The sequence below is a fragment of the Deinococcus aquaticus genome (assembly GCF_028622095.1).
Lineage (GTDB): Bacteria > Deinococcota > Deinococci > Deinococcales > Deinococcaceae > Deinococcus > Deinococcus aquaticus.
Map to the genome: position 1 here is coordinate 86693 of NZ_CP115167.1, position 19507 is coordinate 106199.

Below are 19507 nucleotides of genomic sequence, written 5' to 3' on the forward strand. Positions count from 1 at the left end.
GGGTAAGGGTCAGGTCAGGCATCGGTGGTGCGCTCCCCGAGCAGATCGACCGTCGTGACGAAGCCATACGGGCCGCGCTGGGCCAGCACGATGGCGGTGGCCACGGACAGCGCCACGCCGACCTCCAGCGGAGCAGGCTCCCGCCCGATGCGGCCGTTCACGGCGGTGAGCTGGTTGCGATCCGTGAAGCGCACGCTCAGACGGCACGGTTCGTCCCCTGCCAGGCCGAACACGTTCAGCAGCGCCTGCGAGTAGGCCACCTCGGTAAAGCGGTCGGGGTGTTCGAACAGGGGAGCCAGGGCCGCGTGGATCTCCAGTTCGAACTGCGTGTCGACCGTCCGGGTGAAGGGCTGGGCCGGGTCAGGCATGCGCCGCCCCCTCGGCGTCTTCGGGGCGCAGCGGCCGGGGCAGGAAGTGGCGCTCGGCCAGTTTCGGGGCCTCGTCGAGCAGCATGGCCCGTAAGTACTCGTCGGTGGTGTTCGCCCGGTCGCCCAGCCCCGCGTCGTCCCAGATCTCGTGCAGGGCGAGGGTGTTGCAGCCCGCGAGGTACGTCTCGGTCAGCGTCCACCCGGCCTGCCCGGACTGGACGAGGTGGCCGGCGCTGTCGGCGTCCAGCGCGATCTCGATCATGCTGGCGGCCAGTCCCTGCCACACGTCGAGCAGCACCTGCTCCGGCGCGGCCAGCAGGGCGGGCAGGACGTGATGAAGTCCGTACTGAACGCCGACCTTCAGGTGATGACCGCGTTCGATCTCCATCAGGCCGCCGGTCAGTCGCACCAGTTCCTGGGCGGCCGTGCGACTGGCCTCCGTTTCCAGGTATCCCTGCCCGTCGTAGGTGCACGCGTAGATCAATGCGGCAAGGCCTGCGGTGGGCACAGCGCTGAGCTGCGTGGCAACGTGTGAGGTCAGGCCGTACGGGGTGTACCTGGGCGTCCCTGACACCGCCGAGGTGGCCTGGGATGCCGCCGGAGCCTGAGCCGCTGCGGGCCGTTCCGGTGCAGGTTCGGCGGACTGGTCGGGCGTCTCGTGGATCGCGGCCCGGCGGGGCGCTTCGAAGCGGTACTGCGGGGCGGGGTAGGACGGGCTGATCAGGTACCCGGTGTGGCGGGCCAGTTCGCCGGTGCGGGTGTTGACGGCGTACACGACGCCCGAGTCGCCCTGGGCGGCCTTCACGTACCGCCACAGCTGGGTCTCCGGACCTTCAGTGACGTCCGCGAACACCGCGCCGTTCTTCACGTCCTCCTGCGCCTGCGCCACGGCGTGCTTCACCTGAAGACTCATCGCCAGATCGAAGTCGTCGAAGCGTTCGGGCATGTCCCCGAACAAGTCGGCGGCCGTGACCGTACCCGCGTACCAGGTGCGGGGGAACTGCGCGCGACTGGTGGGGAACACCGCGTCGTGGATCAGGAGTTTGAGTTGCTCGGGCGTGGTGCTCTGCGTGTACTTCAGCTGGCGGCGCAGCAGGTCTTCCTGCAGGCCAGGCGTGGCCTGCGCGAGGATCTCGACCTGCCCGAGGGTGAGCTTCCCGGCGTCGTACAGGGCGCGCAGGTCAGGGATGAGGTGGCGGCTGATCTCGACGCGGCGGGCGATGGTGCGCTGGCCCAAGCCGAAACGGGCGTGGAGTTCCGGGACGGTGGCGCCCCGGTCGATCATGGCGGCGAACGCGTCGGCCTCCTCGAGGGGCGTCATGCGGCGGCGCTGGACGTTCTCCGCCGTGGCGACCTGCAGGAGTTCCAGGTCCGTGAGTCGCTGGACCAGGACGTTGACGGGGTACGTGTCCGGCACCTCGACCCACTGGTGCCCTTCGCGTTCGAAGCCGGTGACGAGCAGGCCGATGGCGCGGTAGCGGCGCTCGCCGGCGGCGACCTCGTAGAAGCCGTGGCGGTCAGGGTGGGGGCGGACGACCAGGTTCTGCTGGAGGCCCTCGGCGTGGATGCTGATGGCGAGTTCTTTCAGGGAGGCCGCGTCGAAGGCCTTGCGGGGGTTGAGGGGGCTGGGCAGGATCTTGTTCCACGGGACCTGCTGCAGGCCCAGGGGCGTGGGTTCGAACGCCGGCACCTGGAAGCGGACGGCGTCGCCGGGCTGGTCCTCTGTGGGGAGGGGGGCGTCCTGCTGCTCCGGTTCAGCTTCCGCCTGGGCGTCGGCGGGGGTGAGGTCGCTGAAATCGCGGTAGTAGAAGGCCTTGCCGTACCTGATCTGGCAGTCCTTGTTGTAGAGGCGATGGCCGCTCTCGAAGATCTTCTTGATGACGCCGGTGGCGCGGGTGTCAGGGTTGGGGAAGCCGTACGTGAATTCCACGGGCATGCCGACCGCCCAAGTGACAGCGGGGGCCTGCGCGGCGGGTTCGGTGGAGGTGACGCCGAGGTCCGCGAACATGCCGGCGAGTGTGTCGCGCTGGATTACGTGCACATCGCTCTGATCGAGCGTTCTGGTGATCGCTGGCTCTTGTGTCCAAGCGCACTCAAACGTCCCTGTCTCCGTGTCTACGGCAGTGACCATCCACTCGCCGGAGTTGCTCGGGTTCAGGATCAGATCACGAGGCGTAAGAGCTGTGCGCGGCGGCAGCGTGGTGGGGGTGCAATCGGCACGCGACACCTGCGCGTGCCGGCCGTTGGGCTGCATCACGACGACGATGTCGTCGGTGACCATCAGGACACCGGCGACGATCTCCTGGCCGTTTACGGTGGCGCGGACGTAGTGGCGGGGTTGGAGCTGGGTGGTCAGCTCGGCAGGGTCGGTGCTGGGCCGGGGGGTGGCATTGGCGGGCGCGGCAGGGTGCAGCTTGGCGACGGCGGCGCTGCACTTCAGGCACTTCTTCACGTCGGCGTGCGGGTCGGTGTTGACCACCTTGGTGCCAGCGGGGATGCTGCGGCCGCACAGGACGCGCGTGCCGTCAAACCAGTGGGCGAGGGGGCTGTTGTTGGGGTGCATCCAGCCGTTGCTGGGGGCGGGGTTCTGCGGGTCGGTGCGGGTCGCTTCTGCGGGTGCGGTCACGGGGTCCTCCGGGGTGCCGATGCGGGCAAGGCGGTATCTGGGCGGGGCCCGAAGCGGCGGGCGGCGTTGCGGTGCTCGCTGATGACGCGCAGGGCGTCGTCCAGCGCGTCAGCGCGAGTGCGGGACTGGGTGCGCAGCGCCTGATCGCGCATCGCGACGAGGTCGGCGTGCATGGCGTGGATGTGTGCGGTCACGACGAACCACATGCGGGCGACCGGCGTGTTCGCCTCGGCCCGCACGTCCTGGAATTCCGGGCTGAGCAGGGCGGCGACCATGGCGCGGTGGCGGGCGGCCACGTTGTAGAGGGCGCTGGCCACGGCCGTGATGTCGGCGTCAGGACCCTGGATGATCAGGAGGCGTTCGTCGGGCAGCTGTTCGAGGGGGGTGTGATTAAAGCTGTCGTGGAAGGCGATGACGATCTGGTCGTCACGGCGGTGCAGGCTCTCACGGTCCGTGAGGATCGGCTCCAGGATCTCCTGCCACTGCGCGAGGGTGGTGTTTCCGGCCGGTTCGGTGGGTTGCGCGGCGTTCACAGAGCGCCGCCGCGTGGGGTGGTGGCGCGCTGGAAGGCGTCCCACGCGGCAGTGAGACTGGCGTAGTAGATGAAGCTGGTGCAGGCGCGGCTGCTGGTGGCCAGGACGCACCGCACCTCACTGCGCTGAACAGGCTCTGCGCGGTCCGCGACGGCCATAAGCGGGAACTTCCGGCCGATCACAGCCCCCGCGAGGGTGTACGTGGTGCCGCCCACCTCGCGCCACGCGAGGGGATTCAGGACGTCCGTGAGGGTCACAGGGCACCGTCCGCGCGGAAGCCGTCCAGCAGCGCGAGGGTGCGAATCTTCAGGTTCTCGTCGTTGCTGGAAGCGACAGCGAATACTGTCTGTTGCAGCTCCCAGTGCTCCCCTGGATGAGCCCGGAGTTGGCAAGGTTCCCAGTGCTCGAGTTCATATTCGATGCCCTCGTCCGTCAGAGCCGTTCTCAGGGCAGCGCCGCACACGCCGCAGTGCCCGACGGTGTCTTCGCTCGGGGAGTAGGGGTTGTATTCGATCTCGCCGCCGTACTTGGCGGTAAAGGCCTCGGCATGGGCTTCGCACAGCCAGCCGTCGTTCTCGAATTCCCGGCCGAAGTAGTTCTCGACTTTGACGTAGTGCGGCACCTCGACCGGCCACGTGCCAGCCAGGACGCCCAAGCGGTCCGCGTACGAGAACAGCCGTTCGCTCAGCGTCTGCTGGCGCTCCTGCGGGGTGGAGAGGGGGGTGGGCAGGGTCACAGGAGTGCTCCGTCCTGCTCGGCGGCGCGGGCGTACATCAGGAGGTTCGTGGCGACGGCCGTGGCCTCGTCAGCCGCGAGGATGATCCGCTTGCCCTGCTCACCAATCCGGACTGTCATGCGGACGTAGCCGTCGTCAGTCAGGTCGATCCAGACGCTGCTGGTGCCGTTATCTGCGCTGACGCAGCTGACACGGTTGATCAGGCTGACGACGCTGGGGTCGCAGGCGCTGCACAGGTCCTCTTCGATCCATTCACAGCCGCCTTCACAGGCCCACTGGTCGGTGCAGCCGCAGGTACGGCAGGTGCGGGCTCCACTGAGGCGGGCGTATTCACGGCGGGCGGCGGCATCGGTGTCATCGTTCAGGCTGGGGTAGTACCGCAGATCATCGAAGTGGATCAACCCGGCGTCCTTGAAGGCGTCCAGCGCGGCCGCCACGATGCCTGCACGTACCTCCAGAGTGCGTGTCAGTTCGGCGCGCGTCACGCCACTGCCGTGGTACACGTGGCGCAGGATCTCGGCAGCCGTGGGGTTCGGAGCGGCCAGGGCGCTACTCACGGAGAGGCCCATCAGGGTTTCCCCTGTTCGGCCCGGTCGGCCATCTCAGTCAGGGCCTGGGCGACTTCGCGAGCCTGAGCAGGACTGAACCAGCCGTATACCACGGCAGGGGGGAAGTCCTCGCGCGTGTCCACGTCGATGCCCTCCGCCTGGACGCGCACGTCGCCAGCCTCGCCGGTTAATGAATTACTGAAGTCGGCTTCGATTTTCAGTTCGAAGTCGCCGTCCCCTTTAAGCAGAATGGCCTTCACTTGTTCACTCTCCCCTGGTGGGAGTCCAGGTCGATCAGGGCGGGCAGCGCGCCTCGCAGGACGTCCTGAATGCATCCGGCGAACGAGCCGAGGATGCCGCTGGTCTGGTTGTGGTGCAGCGGGCGGGACGCGTCGACCTGGGCCTGTGCGGCCTGCACTTCGCGGAGCAGCTGGGTCAGTCCTTCCTCGGTGAGTATTGGGGTGGATGTCATCGGGTCATTCCTTCGGTCAGGGCGCATGGTTCGGCGGGGCGAGTGAAGCCGGTGCGGGGGCGTCCGCGGGGCACGGGGACCGGGGCGGCCCGGATGAGGTCGCCGCGCCGCAGCAGGGTCTGCACCAGCGCCCACGCCCGCGACACGGGCAGCCCGTACCGCTGTGCGATGCCGGGCAGGGTCACCGGGCCCCGCGCGGCAAGCAGGGTGATGCCTTCGAGCAGCGCTTCACGTTCCGTCACGCGCGCCCCTTGCCGTCGCACTCGCACAGCGACTCCGGAGCGCCGCAGCCCGGGCAGTTCAGCTCGACGATCCGTTCCGGCTCCTGAACAGCTACGCGGCCGACCGCGTAGTGGCGGAGCATGGCCAGGGTGCGCTGCGCGTTCCCCAGCGCGGTGCCCTCGGGCGCGACGTCGGCGGGCAGCGTCACGCCTTCGAGCGCCTTGCGGCGCGACACGTCCAGGAAGTCGAACCGGCGGTGGCTGTACGTGCCGTGCGCCTCGGTGACCAGGATCTGCAGGCCGGGCTGCCAGTGCCGGAACGGCAGGCGGGGCAGCCCCTCGGCCGCCGCGCCCCGGTTCAGGCTGGCCTGGATGAACGGCGCGGCCCACACCAGCACGTCCAGGCCCGGCACGAGCAACTGCCCGAGGATCTCGTGCGCCTCGGCGAAGCTCGGCTCTCCCAGCAGCATGCTGGCGCTGATGCCGTGCACGGCCTGCGCGCCGTCGTCGATGGGGAGGTCCGTGCGGATCAGGGTCTCGTACAGCACCGCGCCCTGGCCGTCTAGGACCACGGCGGCGATCGGCACGCCGCCCAGGTTGTTCGTACTGATCTCCAGCACGCGCAGGTTCGGGGAGTCGGCAAGCTCGCGGATCTTCCGGTCGGCGCGGTGGGCGCGGTAGATGGCGGCGTCGGGCAGGGCAGGAGTGGTCATGAGGTCACCTCGGGGGCGGGGGGATGCGGGTGAGCGGAGGGGTCCGGCGTGGCGTCGTCCAGAGCCGCTGCCTTTCCAGGTTTTCGAGGCGTGCTGGTGAGCAGGAGCGTGATCGCCCAGGCGAGCAGCAGGGACAGGCCGGTCACCCAGGCGGCGAGGAACAGCGCGGCGGCAGTCACGTCGTTCATGGATGGGCTCCTTCAGCGGCGGCCATCACAGGAGGGGCACAGGGAGTGCCCCTCGGGTTTGAGCCAGCCGCACCCGCAGCGCTTTTCGCCGGAACCGGCGTGCTCCGCCGTGCTGGTGACGTGAACGGACCAGCTGCTCGTGACGCTGTGCATCCCGAAGCACGCACTGGTCTGGGGATGTTCAGGGTGGTTGGTCGGGGTGATGGGGGTGGCAAGCGTCATGCTGGTACCTCCTGCAGGTATTCGGAGCTGCGGCGACGCACCTCGGCGCGGGTGCTGAGGCGCCGCGCGGCGTGGCCTTCCTCGACCAACTGGTCAGCGGCGACGCGGCACTGGTTAGGCGTGAGGTCCTGTAACGCTGCGCTCAGCTCGTTGGCGGTGTAGGCCCGGCCGGGGTGCTGGCTGAGCAGCTCCGCGATGCGTCCGGCGCGGTGGGTCACGGCGCTCATGCCTGCCCCGTGCCGCGGCACTCGCGGCAGTTCAGTTCTGGCGTGCAGTGGCGAACGCACCGGCATGCTGAGGTGATGACGTAGCTGGCGCCGCAGTGGGTCAGGTAGCCGCTGCTGGTGATCAGGCCGCCGCTCTGCGCCTGGGCGCGCAGGAAGGTAACTGGGCGCTGCAGGGCGCGTGCGCGTGCGCGGATCAGGCCCTTGGCCTCGCGCTGGTTGATCTGCTGGGGCATCACCGGGGGCGCGCTCCCAGCAGGGCGTGACGCGCGTTGCGAAGCAGGTCGGTGGTGCGGTGGCCGTCCAGGCGCGCGGCTCCCCAGCACAGCAGCAGCAAACCGGTGGCGATGATCAGTGCGCAGAGGGCCAGGCTGGCCACGCCGCCGCCAGCGAGTAACAGCAGCATTCCTGCGGCGCCGCGCAGGGTGCCCTGGTGGCACCGGGTCAGCGGGCGGCACCGGGCGCAGAAGCCGGGGTGGGTGACCTGTTCGGTCTGGCAGCCATCGCAGACCAGGATGGACTGACCTGAACCCCTGGGGTACACCTTGGGCATGTTGATGGCAGGGGTGGCCGGAACGTGCTGTGCGTGGGTCATCGCGTAACTCCTTGGGCTTAACCTAGCGAAAGCCAATATTTTGGCCAAGTCGTTGAAGTCTCCAGAGTGGAGCCCGGGAGTCCTCCAATCGACGGCATCGCTGCCCCTGAGATTAGGTTTTAGCTGCGAACTTCACCTTGAGCGCCACGTCACCAAGCGGACATAGGTGAGGGCACCATCGATGCGCCACCAGGAGGGGTCTTCACCCGGGATGCCTACATTGATGCGTAAGACCAACTGATATGCCGGATGACAGTACGCCAAAACCGGACTTGCTGGTGCTTGCTTGAGCTGAGACAACGGTTGCCATCCACAGGTTGCAAATGCCCCTGGGTCGGCTATGACACTCGGATCATTCGTCCCCAATAACACGATTGCTTGGTATGACTCGTTGACTGTTTGGGTCGAGTAAGCTCCCTGAAAATGCGCAAGTGCGGCTTGGGGAAGTGGTGCGGGGCAGTTGAAATCGGACGCGGCGGATGCGACGCACAGATCACCTCCAAGTCCACTAGCAACAGCAAGTAGATCCATCAACGCCTTCACATCAATCCCCATAGGCAAAACCATAACAGAGGTGCCATGAGGCACCTCTGTTCCTACAAGCATCTCAATAAGGTTGAAGCACGAGGGGCTGCACGACGCTAGCGCGGTTGGCGGCTACGCTCCAGATACTCTCGCCTCGACCGAAAGTTTGTGCGCCATCACAGGACGCCTCGAGAAAGTACGCGAATGCGTAGCGTCCGGTCGCTGTGGTGTTTCCGCCCATAAACTTGCGTGCTGTCTGAGCGAAGCCATACCCGGTGCCAGTCGTAGAAGTGTACGGACCGAAGGTACGGTTGTTTGGGCCAACGACGGAGATGCTGTGGGTGACGGTTGCTCGAGCATCAATGCCGTCAAATGGGCTGGCATCGACGCAGCTAATACTGGCTCGTGACCAGGCGTCCAGACGACCCGCAACGATGCCGTTTACTTCCTCGGCAATTCGTGGCACTCCCACCCCAAGTTGCTGAGCACCGAGCTTGGGGAGATCCACAACGGAGGTTTCCTGCACCTCGCCTGTCGGCAGGATCGTATAGAGTACATCCTTCTTCATATCCTGAATCGAGTTCAGCCCGAGTTTGCGAAGCGCTGACTGTACTTCGGGCCGCTGGGTAACAATTTGGTCGTAGGTGGCGTCAAGCTGCTGCTGCGTGAATTCAGCAGTGGGCGCTTCGACCACATCCTGGGACTGTCCACAGGCGGTCAGGGCGGCAGCGATGACTGCCCAGCACAGCATTTGTTTGTGTAGCATACGGCTCCTTTGAGCAACCAGTGAGATTTGGGGATGCTCGTTGGCATCATACGGGGGCTTGCCTGGTACGGCACGCAGATATGACCGCCAGCCCTGAAAAAATATTCTGAGATTTCACAGCTTCAGCTCAGAAGGCTAGCCCTACATGGGGTCAATAGGTGAGGCGTCAAGCGAAAGCCACGATATGACTGGACCGCGACTGTGCGCCAAGCTTGCGGAAACGACCGTCTGTGCAATGTCTTGGACCATCTGATGGCAGGCTACTTCCCACATTGCGAAACTATGTTGCACAATGAGCTGAATTGGCAACCTGTTTTCGCAACCCTGGAGGCCCCATGCAGATTGGCTATGCCCGCGTCAGCAAGCAACACGAACAGGACACCGCCGCGCAACTGCGGGCGCTGAAGGACGGTGGGGCTGAGCGCGTGTTCACCGAACACGCTTCGGGGGGCCGCTGGGACCGGCCCGAACTCCACAAGATGCTCGACCAGCTCAGAGAAGGGGATGTGGTCATCGTCTGGAAGCTGGACCGACTCAGCCGCAGCCTCAAGGACCTGCTTCACCTGATGGAGCTGCTGGGAGATCGGGGCGTAGGCTTTCGCAGCTTGACGGAGGCCATCGACACCACCACCCCGGCGGGCCGAATGATGATGCAGATGGTGGGGGCCTTCGCGGAGTTCGAGCGGGCCATGATCCGGGAACGAACCCGCGCGGGCCTGGAACAGGCCCGGCTGGAAGGGCGTGTTGGAGGCCGCAAACGCAAGCTCTTGCCCCATCAGGAACAGGACATCCGCGAGTCGGTGGGGTCCGGGCGGCGGACAGCGGCGCAGTGTGCCCGCCTATTCGGGGTCCATCCCAGCACCATCACCCGACTGCTCCGGCGTTAGCTGGCGCGTGAAACACGACTGGTCCCCCGAAGAGCTGGCTGGGCAGTTCACCCTGACCCATCCAGAACGGGCGTTCCTGGGCTTCAAGGGCGAGGCGGCCTCGCTAAGTCTGGCTGCGCTGCTCAAGACCTTTCAGCTCCAGGGCGAGTTTCTGGACCATCCCCAAGGGGTGCCCGGTGTGGTCGTCGATTTCCTGGCCCAGCAGCTTGCGGTCTCCCCGGCATGCTGGGCGGAGGTGGACTGGTCCACCCGAACCGCTCGGCGTTACCGCGATGAGGTGGCACACTTCTGTGGCTTCCGGGCCTTTCGGGGGCTGGATGAAACCGCGTTGATCGCCCATCTCATGCCTCTGATCGCCGATCTCAATTCAGACTCGGAAACCTTGAAACAGCAGGGACGAGAGTTTTTGCGGGGAGAGCGCCTCGTTCCGCCCACGGCGGAACGCCTGGGACGTTGCCTGCGCGCTGCCGTGAACAGGCAGGAAGCCCGCTGGTTGCAAGGCATTCAGGCTCGCCTCAAGCCCCAGTCCTGTCAGTCCTTGGACGCTTTGATCAGCACTGACGCGGCGGCAGATGACCTGCAACCCCTTCTGGTCATCCGCTCCACGCTGGCCGCGCTCAAGGACACCGCCGGGCGGGTCAAGGTGGACACCGTCCTCGAAGAACTCGCCAAGCTCGACGAATTGCGCGCCCTGGGGCTGACTTCCGAGGTTTTCACTGGCGTTCCGCCCAGAGTCGTCGGGCAGTACCGTCGCCGGGCGGCCAGCGAACCGCCCCGCGAATTGCGACGCCATCCCGCCCCCTTGCGCCATGTCCTGCTGGCCGCGCTGTGCTGGCAACGCCAGACCGAAGTCACCGATGACCTGGTGGAACTGCTCATCCGGGTGGCCCACCACATCGGCACCCACGCCGAGAGCAAGGTGGAGGCGGAGTTGCTGCGGCAACTCCGGCGGGTCAGGGGCAAGAGTGCGCTGCTGTTCAAGCTGGCGAAGGCCGCCCGCGCTCAGCCGGAAGGAGCAGTACGGGAAGTGATCTATCCGGTGGTGCCGGAGCCGGTTCTCGATGACCTGATCCGCGAGATGGAGGCCGAGGGCAACTATGACCGCCAGGTGCGCCTGGTTACGCGCAATTCCTACGGCCACCATTATCGCCGGGCCATCTCGTTGCTGCTGGACGCCCTGACCTTCCGCTGCAATAACGACCGCCACCGGCCCATCATGCGGGCGCTGGAGCTGCTGGCGAAATACCGGGACCGCCGGACCTTGACCTTTCCCCTGAACGAGGACGTGCCGCTGGGTGGTGTCGTCAAGGACGACTGGCAGGCCCTGGTCCTCGATGACGTCGAGGGGCGCAAGGTCAACCGCGTCACCTACGAGATGTGCGTCCTGACCACGCTGCGTGACAAGATCCGCTGCAAGGAGGTCTGGGTCGAGGGAGCCGGGCGTTTCCGCAATCCCGATGAGGACCTTCCCGGCGACTTCGAGCAGAAACGGGCCGAGTACTACTCGGCCCTGGCCCAACCGGGTGAAGCTCAGACGTTTACCCGTCAGCTTCGCACCCACATGGAAACCGCGCTGGACGCACTGAACACCGATCTTCCCACCAACGCCAGAGTCAAGCTGGTCACGTCGAAGAAGGGGAAGGGGCGGCTGTCAATCTCGCCGCTGGCCGCCCTCCCCGAACCGCAGAACATCACCCGGCTGGCCGCGGCGCTGGTACAGCGCTGGCCGATGACCAACCTGCTGGATGTCCTGAAAGAAACGGAACTGCGGACCGGGTTCACCACCGCCTTCCATTCGGTGGCAGCCCGTGAGGTGCTGAGCCGTGAGGTGGTGCAGCGCCGATTGCTGCTGTGTCTGCACGGCATCGGCACCAACGCGGGCCTGAAGCGGATGTGCAGTGGGGGCGGGGAGGACAGCTTCGCTGACCTCCAGTACATCCGTCGTCGCTACGTCCACAAGGAACACCTCCGGGCAGCGATCAGCCGCGTGTGCAACGCCATCTTTCAGGCTAGGGACGCCACGCTGTGGGGCGAGGCCACCACCGCCTGCGCCTCGGACAGCAAGAAGTTCGGGGCCTGGGACCAGAACCTGATGACCGAGTGGCACGCCCGCTACGGCGGTCCCGGCGTGATGGTGTACTGGCACGTCGAGCAGCATTCGGTGTGCATTTACAGCCAGCTCAAAAGCTGTTCCAGCAGCGAGGTGGCCGCCATGATCGAGGGCGTGCTTCGGCACGACACCGAGATGGCGGTGGACAAGAATTACGTAGACACCCACGGCCAGAGCGAGGTGGGCTTCGCATTCTGTCAGCTACTCGGCTTTCAGCTTCTGCCGCGTCTGAAGAACATCAAGCACCAGAAGCTGTACCGCCCCAATAAGGGCGAGCCAGAAAAATACGTCCACCTGCAAGCGATCCTGACCCGCCCGATCCAGTGGGAGCTGATCGAGCAGCAATACGATGAGATGATCAAGCTCGCCACCGCCCTGCGGCTGGGGACGGCGGACGCCGAGAGCATCCTGCGGCGCTTTACCCGCCAGAACGTGCAGCACCCGACGTACCGGGCGCTGGCTGAGTTGGGGAAAGCGGTGAAAACCGCTTTCCTGTGCGACTATCTGCGCCAAGAGAGCCTGCGCCGCGAGATCCACGAGGGCTTGCAGGTGATCGAGTCGTGGAACAGCGCCAACGACTTCATCCTGTACGGCAAGGGTGGCGAGTTCACCAGCAACCGCATCGAGGAGCAGGAAATCCAGATGCTGGGCCTGCACCTGCTCCAGGTCAGCCTGGTCTACGTCAATACGCTGATGATGCAGCAGGTGCTGTCAGAGCCGGAGTGGCAGGGGCAGTTGACCGGGGCGGACCTGCGGGCCTTGACCCCACTGAAGTGGCAGCACATCAATCCCTACGGCACCTTCACGCTGAATATGCATGAGCGGCTGCCACTCAGGGTCTAGCGGGTACAGGCGAGTTGGACAAATTTTTGTCCTTCGCTAGGTTAAGCCCCAGCAGGGCGGCCTCGCCGGCCCGCTGGGTGCCGCTGCTCGCCGCGACGCTGACCGTCAGGGCCGCAGCGAGCAGCGCGCCGGGCAGGCCCAGAAACAGGAACAGCGCCTGCGCGTAGAGGGCGCCCTCACGCGCGCCGTCCAGCGTGGCGCCCAGGGTGTTGCCGACCACGGCCGAGCCAGCCAGGCGGGCCTCCACATTGTTCGCCAGGCGGCCGACCAGCGCGAAGGCCTGTCCCGGATCCGCCGGTAGGGTGGTGGCCAGGCGCACGTGCAGCTGGGTGCGCACCGTGTCCGGCCGGGCCGCGCGTTGCGGCGCGAACAGCCGCTCGAACTGCGCGCGCGGCAGCAGCAGCACGTTGTCCGGCGGGGCCTGCGGAGCGAGCCCCTTCGGGGCCCCAACTGCCTGGAACAGCGAGTCGGCGGCTGGCAGGTCAACCACACCCGCAACCGTCACGGCCACCGGCGGCGCGCCGTAACGCGTGACCATGACGCGGTCGCCGACGCCAGCGTGCAGGTTGGCGGCGGTCTGCTGCGAGACCAGTACGCCCTGGGTCGCCCCGACCAGCGCCCGGAGTTCAGCCGGGAACGCGGCGGCGTAGCCGGGCGGCAGCCCCAGCACCTTGCCCGCCCCCGTCGTCTGTGTGGTCATCTGCCCGGCGGGCCCGGTGACGGCGCTCAGGGCGGCGACATCCGCGTACCCGACCGGGAGAAGGGTCTTCACCAGCGTCGCGGCGCGGATGGCCTGCTCGGCCGCCGGCACGCTACCCTGCGGGCCCAGCAGCACCTGCCAGTCCACCGGCACCGACGCGGCCGCCCGCGCGGTCATGTTCTCCCGGCCCGTCGCGATGAACGCCAGCAGCAGCGCCAAGAAGGCGGTCGTCAAGGCCACGCCCGCAGCTGTGCCCCAAACGCGCAGTGGTCGCCGGGTGAGCAGACCACGGAGCCACGTGCCGGTCACGCTGTCCTCCGGGCCGAGCGGGTGATCAGAGACACGGCCCCGTCCCGCAGGTGCCAGACAGCATTCAGACGCGCCGCCACCGCCGGGTCATGCGTGGCGAGCACCAGCGCGGCGTTCGGTGGCAGGGCAGAAAGCAGCACGTCCATCAGGTGCTGCGCGGTCACGGAGTCGAGCTGCCCGGTGGGTTCATCGGCCAGGATCAGGCGCGGCCGGGTGACGAGGGCGCGGGCCACCGCCACGCGCTGCGCCTGCCCACCCGAGAGTTCCTCAGGGAGCTGGTCGGCCAGTGTCCCGAGGTCGAGCCGCTTCAGCCACTCCAGCGCCTCATGCAGGGCGCTGCGCGTGTCCTGGCCGTTCAGGATCAGCGGCAGAGCCACGTTCTCCAGGGCGCTCAGGGGCGCGAGCAGGCTCTGCGCCTGGAACACGAAGGACACCAGGCCGGGCCGCAGGTTCTCTGGCGCGCCCAGGGCCGGCCAGGACAGCGAGCCGGACGTGGGCGCATCAAGCGCGCCCAGCAGGTGCAGCAGGGTGCTCTTGCCGCTCCCCGAGGTGCCCAGCAGCGCGATCCGGTCGCCAGGCTGCACTCCCACGGACACGCCCCGCAGGGCGTGCACCGTCTGGGTGCCCACCTGAAAGTCGCGGGTCAACGCCTGTCCGGAGACCAGCGTCGTGTGCAGGTCGGGGGTCAGCTCGTGTGGCCGTTCGATCTCATCACGCATCGGCCCACCGCCCGTCTTTCAGGTACAGGACCCGGTCCGCCCGCCCGGCCAGGCGTTGGCTGTGCGTGGCGATCAGGGCGGCGCGGCCCTGACCGTGCACGAACTCGCCGATCACGTCCGTCACGCGGTCTTCGGTATCAGCGTCAACCTCGGCGGTCGGCTCGTCGGCCAGCAGGATCCGGGGATCGTGTGCCAGGGCGGCCACCAGCGCAGCCCGCGCGGTCTCCCCGCCGGACAGCTGGGCCGGGTAGGCGTGCAGGTGCGGCGCCAGCCCGACCCGCCCCAGGAGCTCCCGGGCCCGCACGTCGTCCCGCCGCCCGAGCAGCGAGCCCGTCAGCAGAGCGTTGTCCAGCACCGTCAGGTGGGGGATCAGGTTGCCGCTTTGCAGCATCACGCCCAGGTGAGCGGCGCGCAGCCGGGCCCGGCGCGCCTCCGGTTGCCGGGAGAGCCGTTCGCCACCGAGCTCTATCCACCCCCCGTCCGGGTCGTCCAGGCCGGCCAGGCAGGCCAGCAGGGTGCTCTTCCCGCTGCCGGAGGAGCCCAGCAGTACGGTCAGTTCGCCCGGCTGCAGCTCCAGGCTGACCCCGCGCAGAGCGCGGGTCTCGTCGTCACCCACTTGGTAGAAGCGGTACAGGTCCGTCGCGTTCAGCAGGGGCGCGCCGCTCACCGCCACCTCAGCGAGTCGGACATCTGCTTCCACGCGTCGACGTTGTCTGAGCCCAGCGGGGCCGAGAACCGCAGGAGCACCCGCTTCCCGGCGTGGGACAGCACGTACAGCTCGTTCTCCAGTGCCGGGGCGCGTCCAGTCACAGCGTTGACCGGTCCGGTGGACGTGAAGCTGGCCCGGACGGCTGGCCCGGACGGGAGCGTGACCGCCTTCACGACCGTAACCTTGAGCTTCGGAGTGGTCTTCGCCAGCGTCACCAGTTCTCCAGCCCGCACGCTGGCCGGCGTGGGTGTCCCGGTGGTGCCGGTCGTCCAGACTTCCACCGCGCCGAGCTTGGACGTGAAAGTCACGTGTGTGCCGCTGACGGTGCGGGCCCAGCCCTCGGGCACTTCCAGCGAGTAACCGCCGGCCGAACTGGCATACCGCACGAAGGCCTGATTGTCGGGAATGTCGCCGGCCGGATGGGTCTCCGGGGCGACCTGGGTGGACGTCTGGGCGTGGGCAGCGAGGGGGGCCAGGGACGCCGTCAGGAGCAGCGCGGTGGTGTGCAGGATCTTGGTCATGGTGAACCTCCACCGTGACCGTAGAACCGGGAGGTTTAGGTGCGGTAAAGATCGCGCTGGAGTGGACTGATCCGCGGGAGCATGGACAGTGGGGACAGCCGAGGTGGGCTGTCCCCACTGTCCATGCTCTCACTCCACGGTTGTGCGCGCCCGGCGGAGTTCCATGGCCACAGGGATGAAGCTCAGCACGACGACCACGCCCACAAGCAGCAGGATGTAACGGTCAAGATTCGGGATCAGGCCGCCCAGCGCGTACCCGAGCAGCGGCACGGTCAGCGCCCACAGCAGGCCCCCGATCACGTTGTACGTCAGGAACTTCGGGTATGACATGCCGCCCACCCCGGCCATGGTCGGAGCCACGGTGCGCACCACCGGCACGAAACGCGCCAGGATCAGCGCGCGGCTGCCGTGCCGGTCGAAGAAGACCTGGGTGCGCTGGACATACTCGGGCCGAAGCAGTCGGCTCCCCTCGCGGTTGAACACAGATGGCCCGAATTTCCGGCCGATGGCATACCCGACACTGTCCCCGAGGATCGCTCCGGCCGCCACCGCCAGCATCAGACCGGGCAGGTTGAGCGTGCCCTGTTTGGCGAGCAGGCCCGCCGTGATCAGCAGGCTGTCCCCGGGCAGGAAGAAGCCGGCCAGCAGGCCGGACTCGGCGAAGACCATGCCGAAGATGCCGGCATAGGAGACACTCTGGATCAGGTGCGGGAGATCGAACATGACGCCACCGTACTGACCGCAGGTAAAGGGCAGGTATACCTGCGAAGCAACAGATCCCGGACACCACGGGTGTCCGGGATCTCCTTCTGAGCCTGTGCTCAGGCCGCTTCGATGTCCGCCGGCGCGAGCGCCACCTGATCCCGACGCGTCACGGCGAGGTAGCTCACGACCCCCAGGATGGCGAGCAGGAAGATCACGCTGGTGACCGTGGTGCCCAGGCCCAGCCCGCCGTCGGCCTTCGCCTGCGACAGCGAGTCCCCGATGGACGCGCCCAGCGGCCGGGTCAGGATGTACACGGTCCAGAACGTCAGGATGCCGTTCAGCTTCAGGAACTGGTGGGCGAGTGCGGCGAGCACGATCAGCCCGGCGAACAACCCGACAGATACAAAATACCCGAGCTGCAGTTTTTCAGCCACCAGGTCACCGGTCGCAGTGCCCAGCGCAAACGTGAACAGCACCGCCAGCCAGTAGAACGCCTCGCGCCGGGCCGTGAAGATGGAATGGATCGAGAGGGTGCCTTCCCGCCGCCACCACGCGAAGAAGGTGGTCGAGAGGGCCACGGCAAAGATGGCGCTACTCGTCCACAGGCTGATGCCGAAGTTGTCGGTCATGTTGTCGGTGATCAACGTGCCGACCACGCTGATCAGGACGATGGCGACCCAGTAGATGCCCGGAACGTAGCGGCTGGAGCGGAACTGGGCGAACAGCACGGCAATCAGCAGGGCACCCATCACGAGGGTCGTGCCGGTCAGGCCGAGCTTCAGTGTGGTGTTCAGGTAATCGGCGGCCGTCTCGCCGACGGTGGTTGCGAGTACCTTGATGATCCAGAAGAACGCCGTGACTTCAGGCACCTTGCTGATCAGGGTGCGCAGCGAGGCGGACTGGGCGGTGAGGGTGGACGTCATGACCGCCCCGCGGCGGAACCGGACGACGGGGTGGCGGAAACAAGGCTGGACAGGACTTCATTCATGGAGCCTCCGGCGCGGGCAGCGCGTCGGAAGCGTATGGACGGCGGGTTAAGGGCAGGTATATCCAGGATCGGTACAGGAGGGCCGGCGCAGGAGATCGTTCAGGCGCGGTCCGTTTTCCGCAGGGTCGCCGGGGTGGGCGTTCACCGCAGGGCAACTGCCGGTTCCCGCTGTCGTTCCTCGCGTCCTCGGTAGCGACTTTCGGGGCGTTCACGTCGCCCGCGAAGTGGGTATACCCCGGCTTTACCTGCGTTCTCTACGGTCGCGCCCATGACTCCAGAACTCCAGGCGGTGATCCTCGGCGTGGTCGAGGGCCTCACCGAGTTCCTCCCCGTCTCCTCCACCGGTCACCTGATCGTCGCCGAGAGCCTGATCGGCTACCGTGATACCGGAGAGGTCTTCACCGTCGTCATCCAGCTCGGCGCGATCCTGGCTGTGATCCTCTACTACTGGCGGCAGTTGACCGGCCAGCTCACCCGGCTGCTGCGGGGCAGCGCGCCGGCCCGCACCTTCTGGCTGAACCTGATCGTGGCGTCCATCCCGGCCGCCGTGCTCGGCCTGCTGTTGGAGAAGGCCATCAAGGCGGCACTGTTCTCCCCGCTCACAGTGGCCATCAGCGCCATCGTGGGCGGCGTCATTCTGTGGTGGGTGGACACCCGGCGGCACGAGGTCACGGTCGAGCTAACCGAGCCGGACCTGGACAGCGTCACCACCCGGCAGGCGGCACTGATCGGGGTGGCGCAGGCGGTCGCGATCATTCCCGGCGTGTCCCGCAGCGGCGCCAGCATCGTCGGCGGGCTGCTCACCGGCCTGAACCGCGTGACGGCCACCGCGTTCTCGTTCTTCCTGGGCATTCCCATCCTGGGCGGGGCGGGCCTGTACAGCCTGTACAAGGCCCGGCACGCGCTGGGCAGCATTCCCGGTGGCAGCAGCACCCTGGTGATCGGCACGGTCGTCGCGTTCGTGACGGCGCTGGTGTCCGTGACGTGGCTGCTGCGCTACGTGTCCACGCACGACTTCAGGGGCTTCGCGGTGTACCGCGTGGTCATGGGCGCCGTCATCCTGGCCCTGCTTGCGGCAGGCGTCCTGCACTGAACGTGATCCACACCCACGGCGGGCGCCGTGACGCCCCTCATACGGATTCCGTTTGTTTCGTTAATAACCCGGGACAGCACCGGGTTGCCAATTCCACGTCCGGCAGTCCTCTTTTCTCCCACTCGCGTCCGCTCGGATGGAATGGTTTTTGCAAACCATTCCATCCGAGTCCGTATCAGGGGCCGTGGGACACACCGGTTCCGGCTTGGAGGGCCGCAGTGATGTCGAGGACGCCCGCGCCGCAGCCGCGCCGGGGATCCGGATCGCAGCGGCCACCTGCAAATGGCCGGGCGGTTCGCTGCAGGATGCGGCACACCTCCTGCGGACTCAGCCCCGGTTGCGCGCTGAGCAGCAGGCTGGCGGCCCCAGCCACCAGCGGCGCCGCGAAACTGGTACCCATCGATTCACGCTCACCGGTGCCGACGTTCAGGACATCCACGCCTTCCTTGTGGCTCCCTCCGGGGGCGGCGAGCGCCACGGCCGCTCCCCAGTTCGAGTAGGACGCCCGGACGCCGCGCTGATCCGTGGCGGCCACGGCCAGAACTCCCCGGCAGCCGGCCGGGGTGTTGCGGGCAGCCGGAGCATCCATGTTGCCCGCAGACGCGACGATGACACTCCCAGCCCGCAGCACCTCATCCACGGCCCGTTGCATGGCGGGGTCGCAGCCGGTCCGGGGCACATCGGCCAGTGAGAAGGACGCCGTGATCACGCGGGCAGGACGGACGTTCCTGGGGACACCCGACACGGGCAACCCGACCGCCCACCGCAGGCCCCGGATGGCCGCGCCCAGCGACGACTGCCCATGGACCCCCAGCACCCGGACGTCCAGCAGGGCGGCCTGCGGGTCGACACTGTGGACGACACCAGCCACCGCCGTGCCGTGCCAATCCGGGATCGAAGGGGACAGTCCCCGGCTGGTGAAGTCGTGTCCGGGCAGCCGCCTGCCCCCCAGGGCAGGCTGGATACCGATCCCACTGTCCAGCACCGCCACCATCATCACAGCGGCGTGAGGAGAAGGGTGCGGCATCCGCACCTGACGCAGGGGCCAGTTCACCTCGGCGTGATATCCGGTTCCGACACCCAGGCCAACCATCAGACTCAGACCCAGCATCCAGCACCGTCGCTTCATGTCACGAGGGTAGGGTGCCAGGATTGAGCCCTGGTATAGGCGCGGACACCGGGGGCC

The 19507-nt window shown here is 67.2% G+C and carries 26 protein-coding genes; 3 read left to right on the forward strand and 23 right to left on the reverse strand.

All coding sequences use genetic code 11. The features are described 5' to 3' along the window. Nucleotides 1-14: 14 nt before the first annotated feature. The 16 genes from M8445_RS17340 to M8445_RS17415 form a co-directional block, all read right to left on the reverse strand. Nucleotides 15-368, reverse strand: coding sequence for a hypothetical protein (locus M8445_RS17340; protein WP_273991479.1), 354 nt, complete (start codon nucleotides 366-368; stop codon nucleotides 15-17). After that, the gene (locus M8445_RS17345; protein ID WP_273991480.1) at nucleotides 361-2994 is read right to left on the reverse strand and encodes a ParB/RepB/Spo0J family partition protein; all 2634 of its coding nucleotides are present in this window, start codon (nucleotides 2992-2994) and stop codon (nucleotides 361-363) included. Before M8445_RS17345 ends, M8445_RS17340 begins: the two co-directional genes overlap by 8 nt. Further along, nucleotides 2991-3527, reverse strand: a complete 537-nt coding sequence (locus M8445_RS17350; protein WP_273991481.1) for a hypothetical protein — start codon at nucleotides 3525-3527, stop codon at nucleotides 2991-2993. The genes M8445_RS17345 and M8445_RS17350 overlap by 4 nt, the downstream gene beginning before the upstream one ends. Further along, complete coding sequence (locus tag M8445_RS17355; protein ID WP_273991482.1) at nucleotides 3524-3784, reverse strand: hypothetical protein; 261 nt, start codon at nucleotides 3782-3784, stop codon at nucleotides 3524-3526. The genes M8445_RS17350 and M8445_RS17355 overlap by 4 nt, the downstream gene beginning before the upstream one ends. Then, nucleotides 3781-4263: a hypothetical protein gene (locus tag M8445_RS17360; protein ID WP_273991483.1), complete on the reverse strand. Its 483-nt coding sequence runs from the start codon at nucleotides 4261-4263 to the stop codon at nucleotides 3781-3783. Before M8445_RS17360 ends, M8445_RS17355 begins: the two co-directional genes overlap by 4 nt. Then, entirely contained in the window at nucleotides 4260-4832 is a 573-nt protein-coding gene (locus tag M8445_RS17365) for a MarR family transcriptional regulator (protein WP_273991484.1), read from the reverse strand. The genes M8445_RS17360 and M8445_RS17365 overlap by 4 nt, the downstream gene beginning before the upstream one ends. After that, the gene (locus M8445_RS17370) at nucleotides 4832-5071 is read right to left on the reverse strand and encodes a hypothetical protein (protein ID WP_273991485.1); all 240 of its coding nucleotides are present in this window, start codon (nucleotides 5069-5071) and stop codon (nucleotides 4832-4834) included. The genes M8445_RS17365 and M8445_RS17370 overlap by 1 nt, the downstream gene beginning before the upstream one ends. Then, nucleotides 5068-5283: a hypothetical protein gene (locus M8445_RS17375; protein ID WP_273991486.1), complete on the reverse strand. Its 216-nt coding sequence runs from the start codon at nucleotides 5281-5283 to the stop codon at nucleotides 5068-5070. Before M8445_RS17375 ends, M8445_RS17370 begins: the two co-directional genes overlap by 4 nt. Next, nucleotides 5280-5525, reverse strand: coding sequence for a hypothetical protein (locus tag M8445_RS17380; RefSeq protein ID WP_273991487.1), 246 nt, complete (start codon nucleotides 5523-5525; stop codon nucleotides 5280-5282). The genes M8445_RS17375 and M8445_RS17380 overlap by 4 nt, the downstream gene beginning before the upstream one ends. Continuing rightward, nucleotides 5522-6217, reverse strand: a complete 696-nt coding sequence (locus M8445_RS17385) for a 3'-5' exonuclease (RefSeq protein ID WP_273991488.1) — start codon at nucleotides 6215-6217, stop codon at nucleotides 5522-5524. Before M8445_RS17385 ends, M8445_RS17380 begins: the two co-directional genes overlap by 4 nt. Beyond that, complete coding sequence (locus tag M8445_RS17390; protein WP_273991489.1) at nucleotides 6214-6405, reverse strand: hypothetical protein; 192 nt, start codon at nucleotides 6403-6405, stop codon at nucleotides 6214-6216. The genes M8445_RS17385 and M8445_RS17390 overlap by 4 nt, the downstream gene beginning before the upstream one ends. A 12-nt stretch (nucleotides 6406-6417) precedes the next feature. Further along, entirely contained in the window at nucleotides 6418-6627 is a 210-nt protein-coding gene (locus M8445_RS17395) for a hypothetical protein (RefSeq protein ID WP_273991490.1), read from the reverse strand. After that, on the reverse strand, nucleotides 6624-6854 hold the full coding sequence (locus M8445_RS17400) for a hypothetical protein (protein ID WP_273991491.1): 231 nt from the start codon (nucleotides 6852-6854) through the stop codon (nucleotides 6624-6626). Before M8445_RS17400 ends, M8445_RS17395 begins: the two co-directional genes overlap by 4 nt. Beyond that, entirely contained in the window at nucleotides 6851-7087 is a 237-nt protein-coding gene (locus M8445_RS17405) for a hypothetical protein (RefSeq protein WP_273991290.1), read from the reverse strand. The genes M8445_RS17400 and M8445_RS17405 overlap by 4 nt, the downstream gene beginning before the upstream one ends. After that, a complete protein-coding gene (locus M8445_RS17410) occupies nucleotides 7087-7446 on the reverse strand; it encodes a hypothetical protein (RefSeq protein ID WP_273991291.1) in 360 nt (119 codons plus the stop codon). Before M8445_RS17410 ends, M8445_RS17405 begins: the two co-directional genes overlap by 1 nt. A gap of 607 nt (nucleotides 7447-8053) precedes the next feature. Next, nucleotides 8054-8737 carry a hypothetical protein gene (locus tag M8445_RS17415; RefSeq protein ID WP_144012424.1) on the reverse strand — a complete coding sequence of 228 codons (684 nt, stop codon included), beginning with the start codon at nucleotides 8735-8737 and terminating at the stop codon, nucleotides 8054-8056. Nucleotides 8738-9072: 335 nt separating this feature from the next. On the opposite strand from M8445_RS17415, the gene M8445_RS17420 reads away from it, so the two are divergent. After that, complete coding sequence (locus tag M8445_RS17420; RefSeq protein ID WP_078305857.1) at nucleotides 9073-9624, forward strand: recombinase family protein; 552 nt, start codon at nucleotides 9073-9075, stop codon at nucleotides 9622-9624. Nucleotides 9625-9631: 7 nt separating this feature from the next. After that, nucleotides 9632-12577: a Tn3 family transposase gene (locus M8445_RS17425; protein ID WP_078305856.1), complete on the forward strand. Its 2946-nt coding sequence runs from the start codon at nucleotides 9632-9634 to the stop codon at nucleotides 12575-12577. On the opposite strand, the gene M8445_RS17430 is transcribed toward M8445_RS17425, so the two are convergent. From M8445_RS17430 to M8445_RS17455, 6 genes are all read right to left on the reverse strand, one after another. Beyond that, nucleotides 12567-13511, reverse strand: a complete 945-nt coding sequence (locus M8445_RS17430) for an ABC transporter permease (RefSeq protein WP_273991292.1) — start codon at nucleotides 13509-13511, stop codon at nucleotides 12567-12569. The two genes, M8445_RS17425 and M8445_RS17430, sit on opposite strands and share 11 nt — an antisense overlap. A gap of 71 nt (nucleotides 13512-13582) precedes the next feature. Beyond that, nucleotides 13583-14305: an ABC transporter ATP-binding protein gene (locus tag M8445_RS17435; RefSeq protein WP_273991293.1), complete on the reverse strand. Its 723-nt coding sequence runs from the start codon at nucleotides 14303-14305 to the stop codon at nucleotides 13583-13585. Further along, a complete protein-coding gene (locus M8445_RS17440) occupies nucleotides 14298-14972 on the reverse strand; it encodes an ABC transporter ATP-binding protein (protein WP_273991294.1) in 675 nt (224 codons plus the stop codon). Before M8445_RS17440 ends, M8445_RS17435 begins: the two co-directional genes overlap by 8 nt. Next, nucleotides 14969-15535, reverse strand: a complete 567-nt coding sequence (locus M8445_RS17445) for a hypothetical protein (RefSeq protein WP_273991295.1) — start codon at nucleotides 15533-15535, stop codon at nucleotides 14969-14971. The genes M8445_RS17440 and M8445_RS17445 overlap by 4 nt, the downstream gene beginning before the upstream one ends. Before the next feature lie 129 nt (nucleotides 15536-15664). Beyond that, the gene (locus tag M8445_RS17450) at nucleotides 15665-16258 is read right to left on the reverse strand and encodes a DedA family protein (protein ID WP_273991296.1); all 594 of its coding nucleotides are present in this window, start codon (nucleotides 16256-16258) and stop codon (nucleotides 15665-15667) included. A 98-nt stretch (nucleotides 16259-16356) separates the two neighbouring features. Further along, the gene (locus M8445_RS17455) at nucleotides 16357-17163 is read right to left on the reverse strand and encodes a COG4705 family protein (RefSeq protein ID WP_273991297.1); all 807 of its coding nucleotides are present in this window, start codon (nucleotides 17161-17163) and stop codon (nucleotides 16357-16359) included. A gap of 333 nt (nucleotides 17164-17496) precedes the next feature. On the opposite strand from M8445_RS17455, the gene M8445_RS17460 reads away from it, so the two are divergent. Further along, nucleotides 17497-18321, forward strand: coding sequence for an undecaprenyl-diphosphate phosphatase (locus M8445_RS17460; RefSeq protein ID WP_273991298.1), 825 nt, complete (start codon nucleotides 17497-17499; stop codon nucleotides 18319-18321). A 175-nt stretch (nucleotides 18322-18496) separates the two neighbouring features. Here the strand turns inward: M8445_RS17460 and M8445_RS17465 are convergent, their stop codons facing one another. Continuing rightward, nucleotides 18497-19450, reverse strand: a complete 954-nt coding sequence (locus M8445_RS17465) for a S8 family serine peptidase (RefSeq protein WP_273991299.1) — start codon at nucleotides 19448-19450, stop codon at nucleotides 18497-18499. Nucleotides 19451-19507 lie beyond the last annotated feature (57 nt).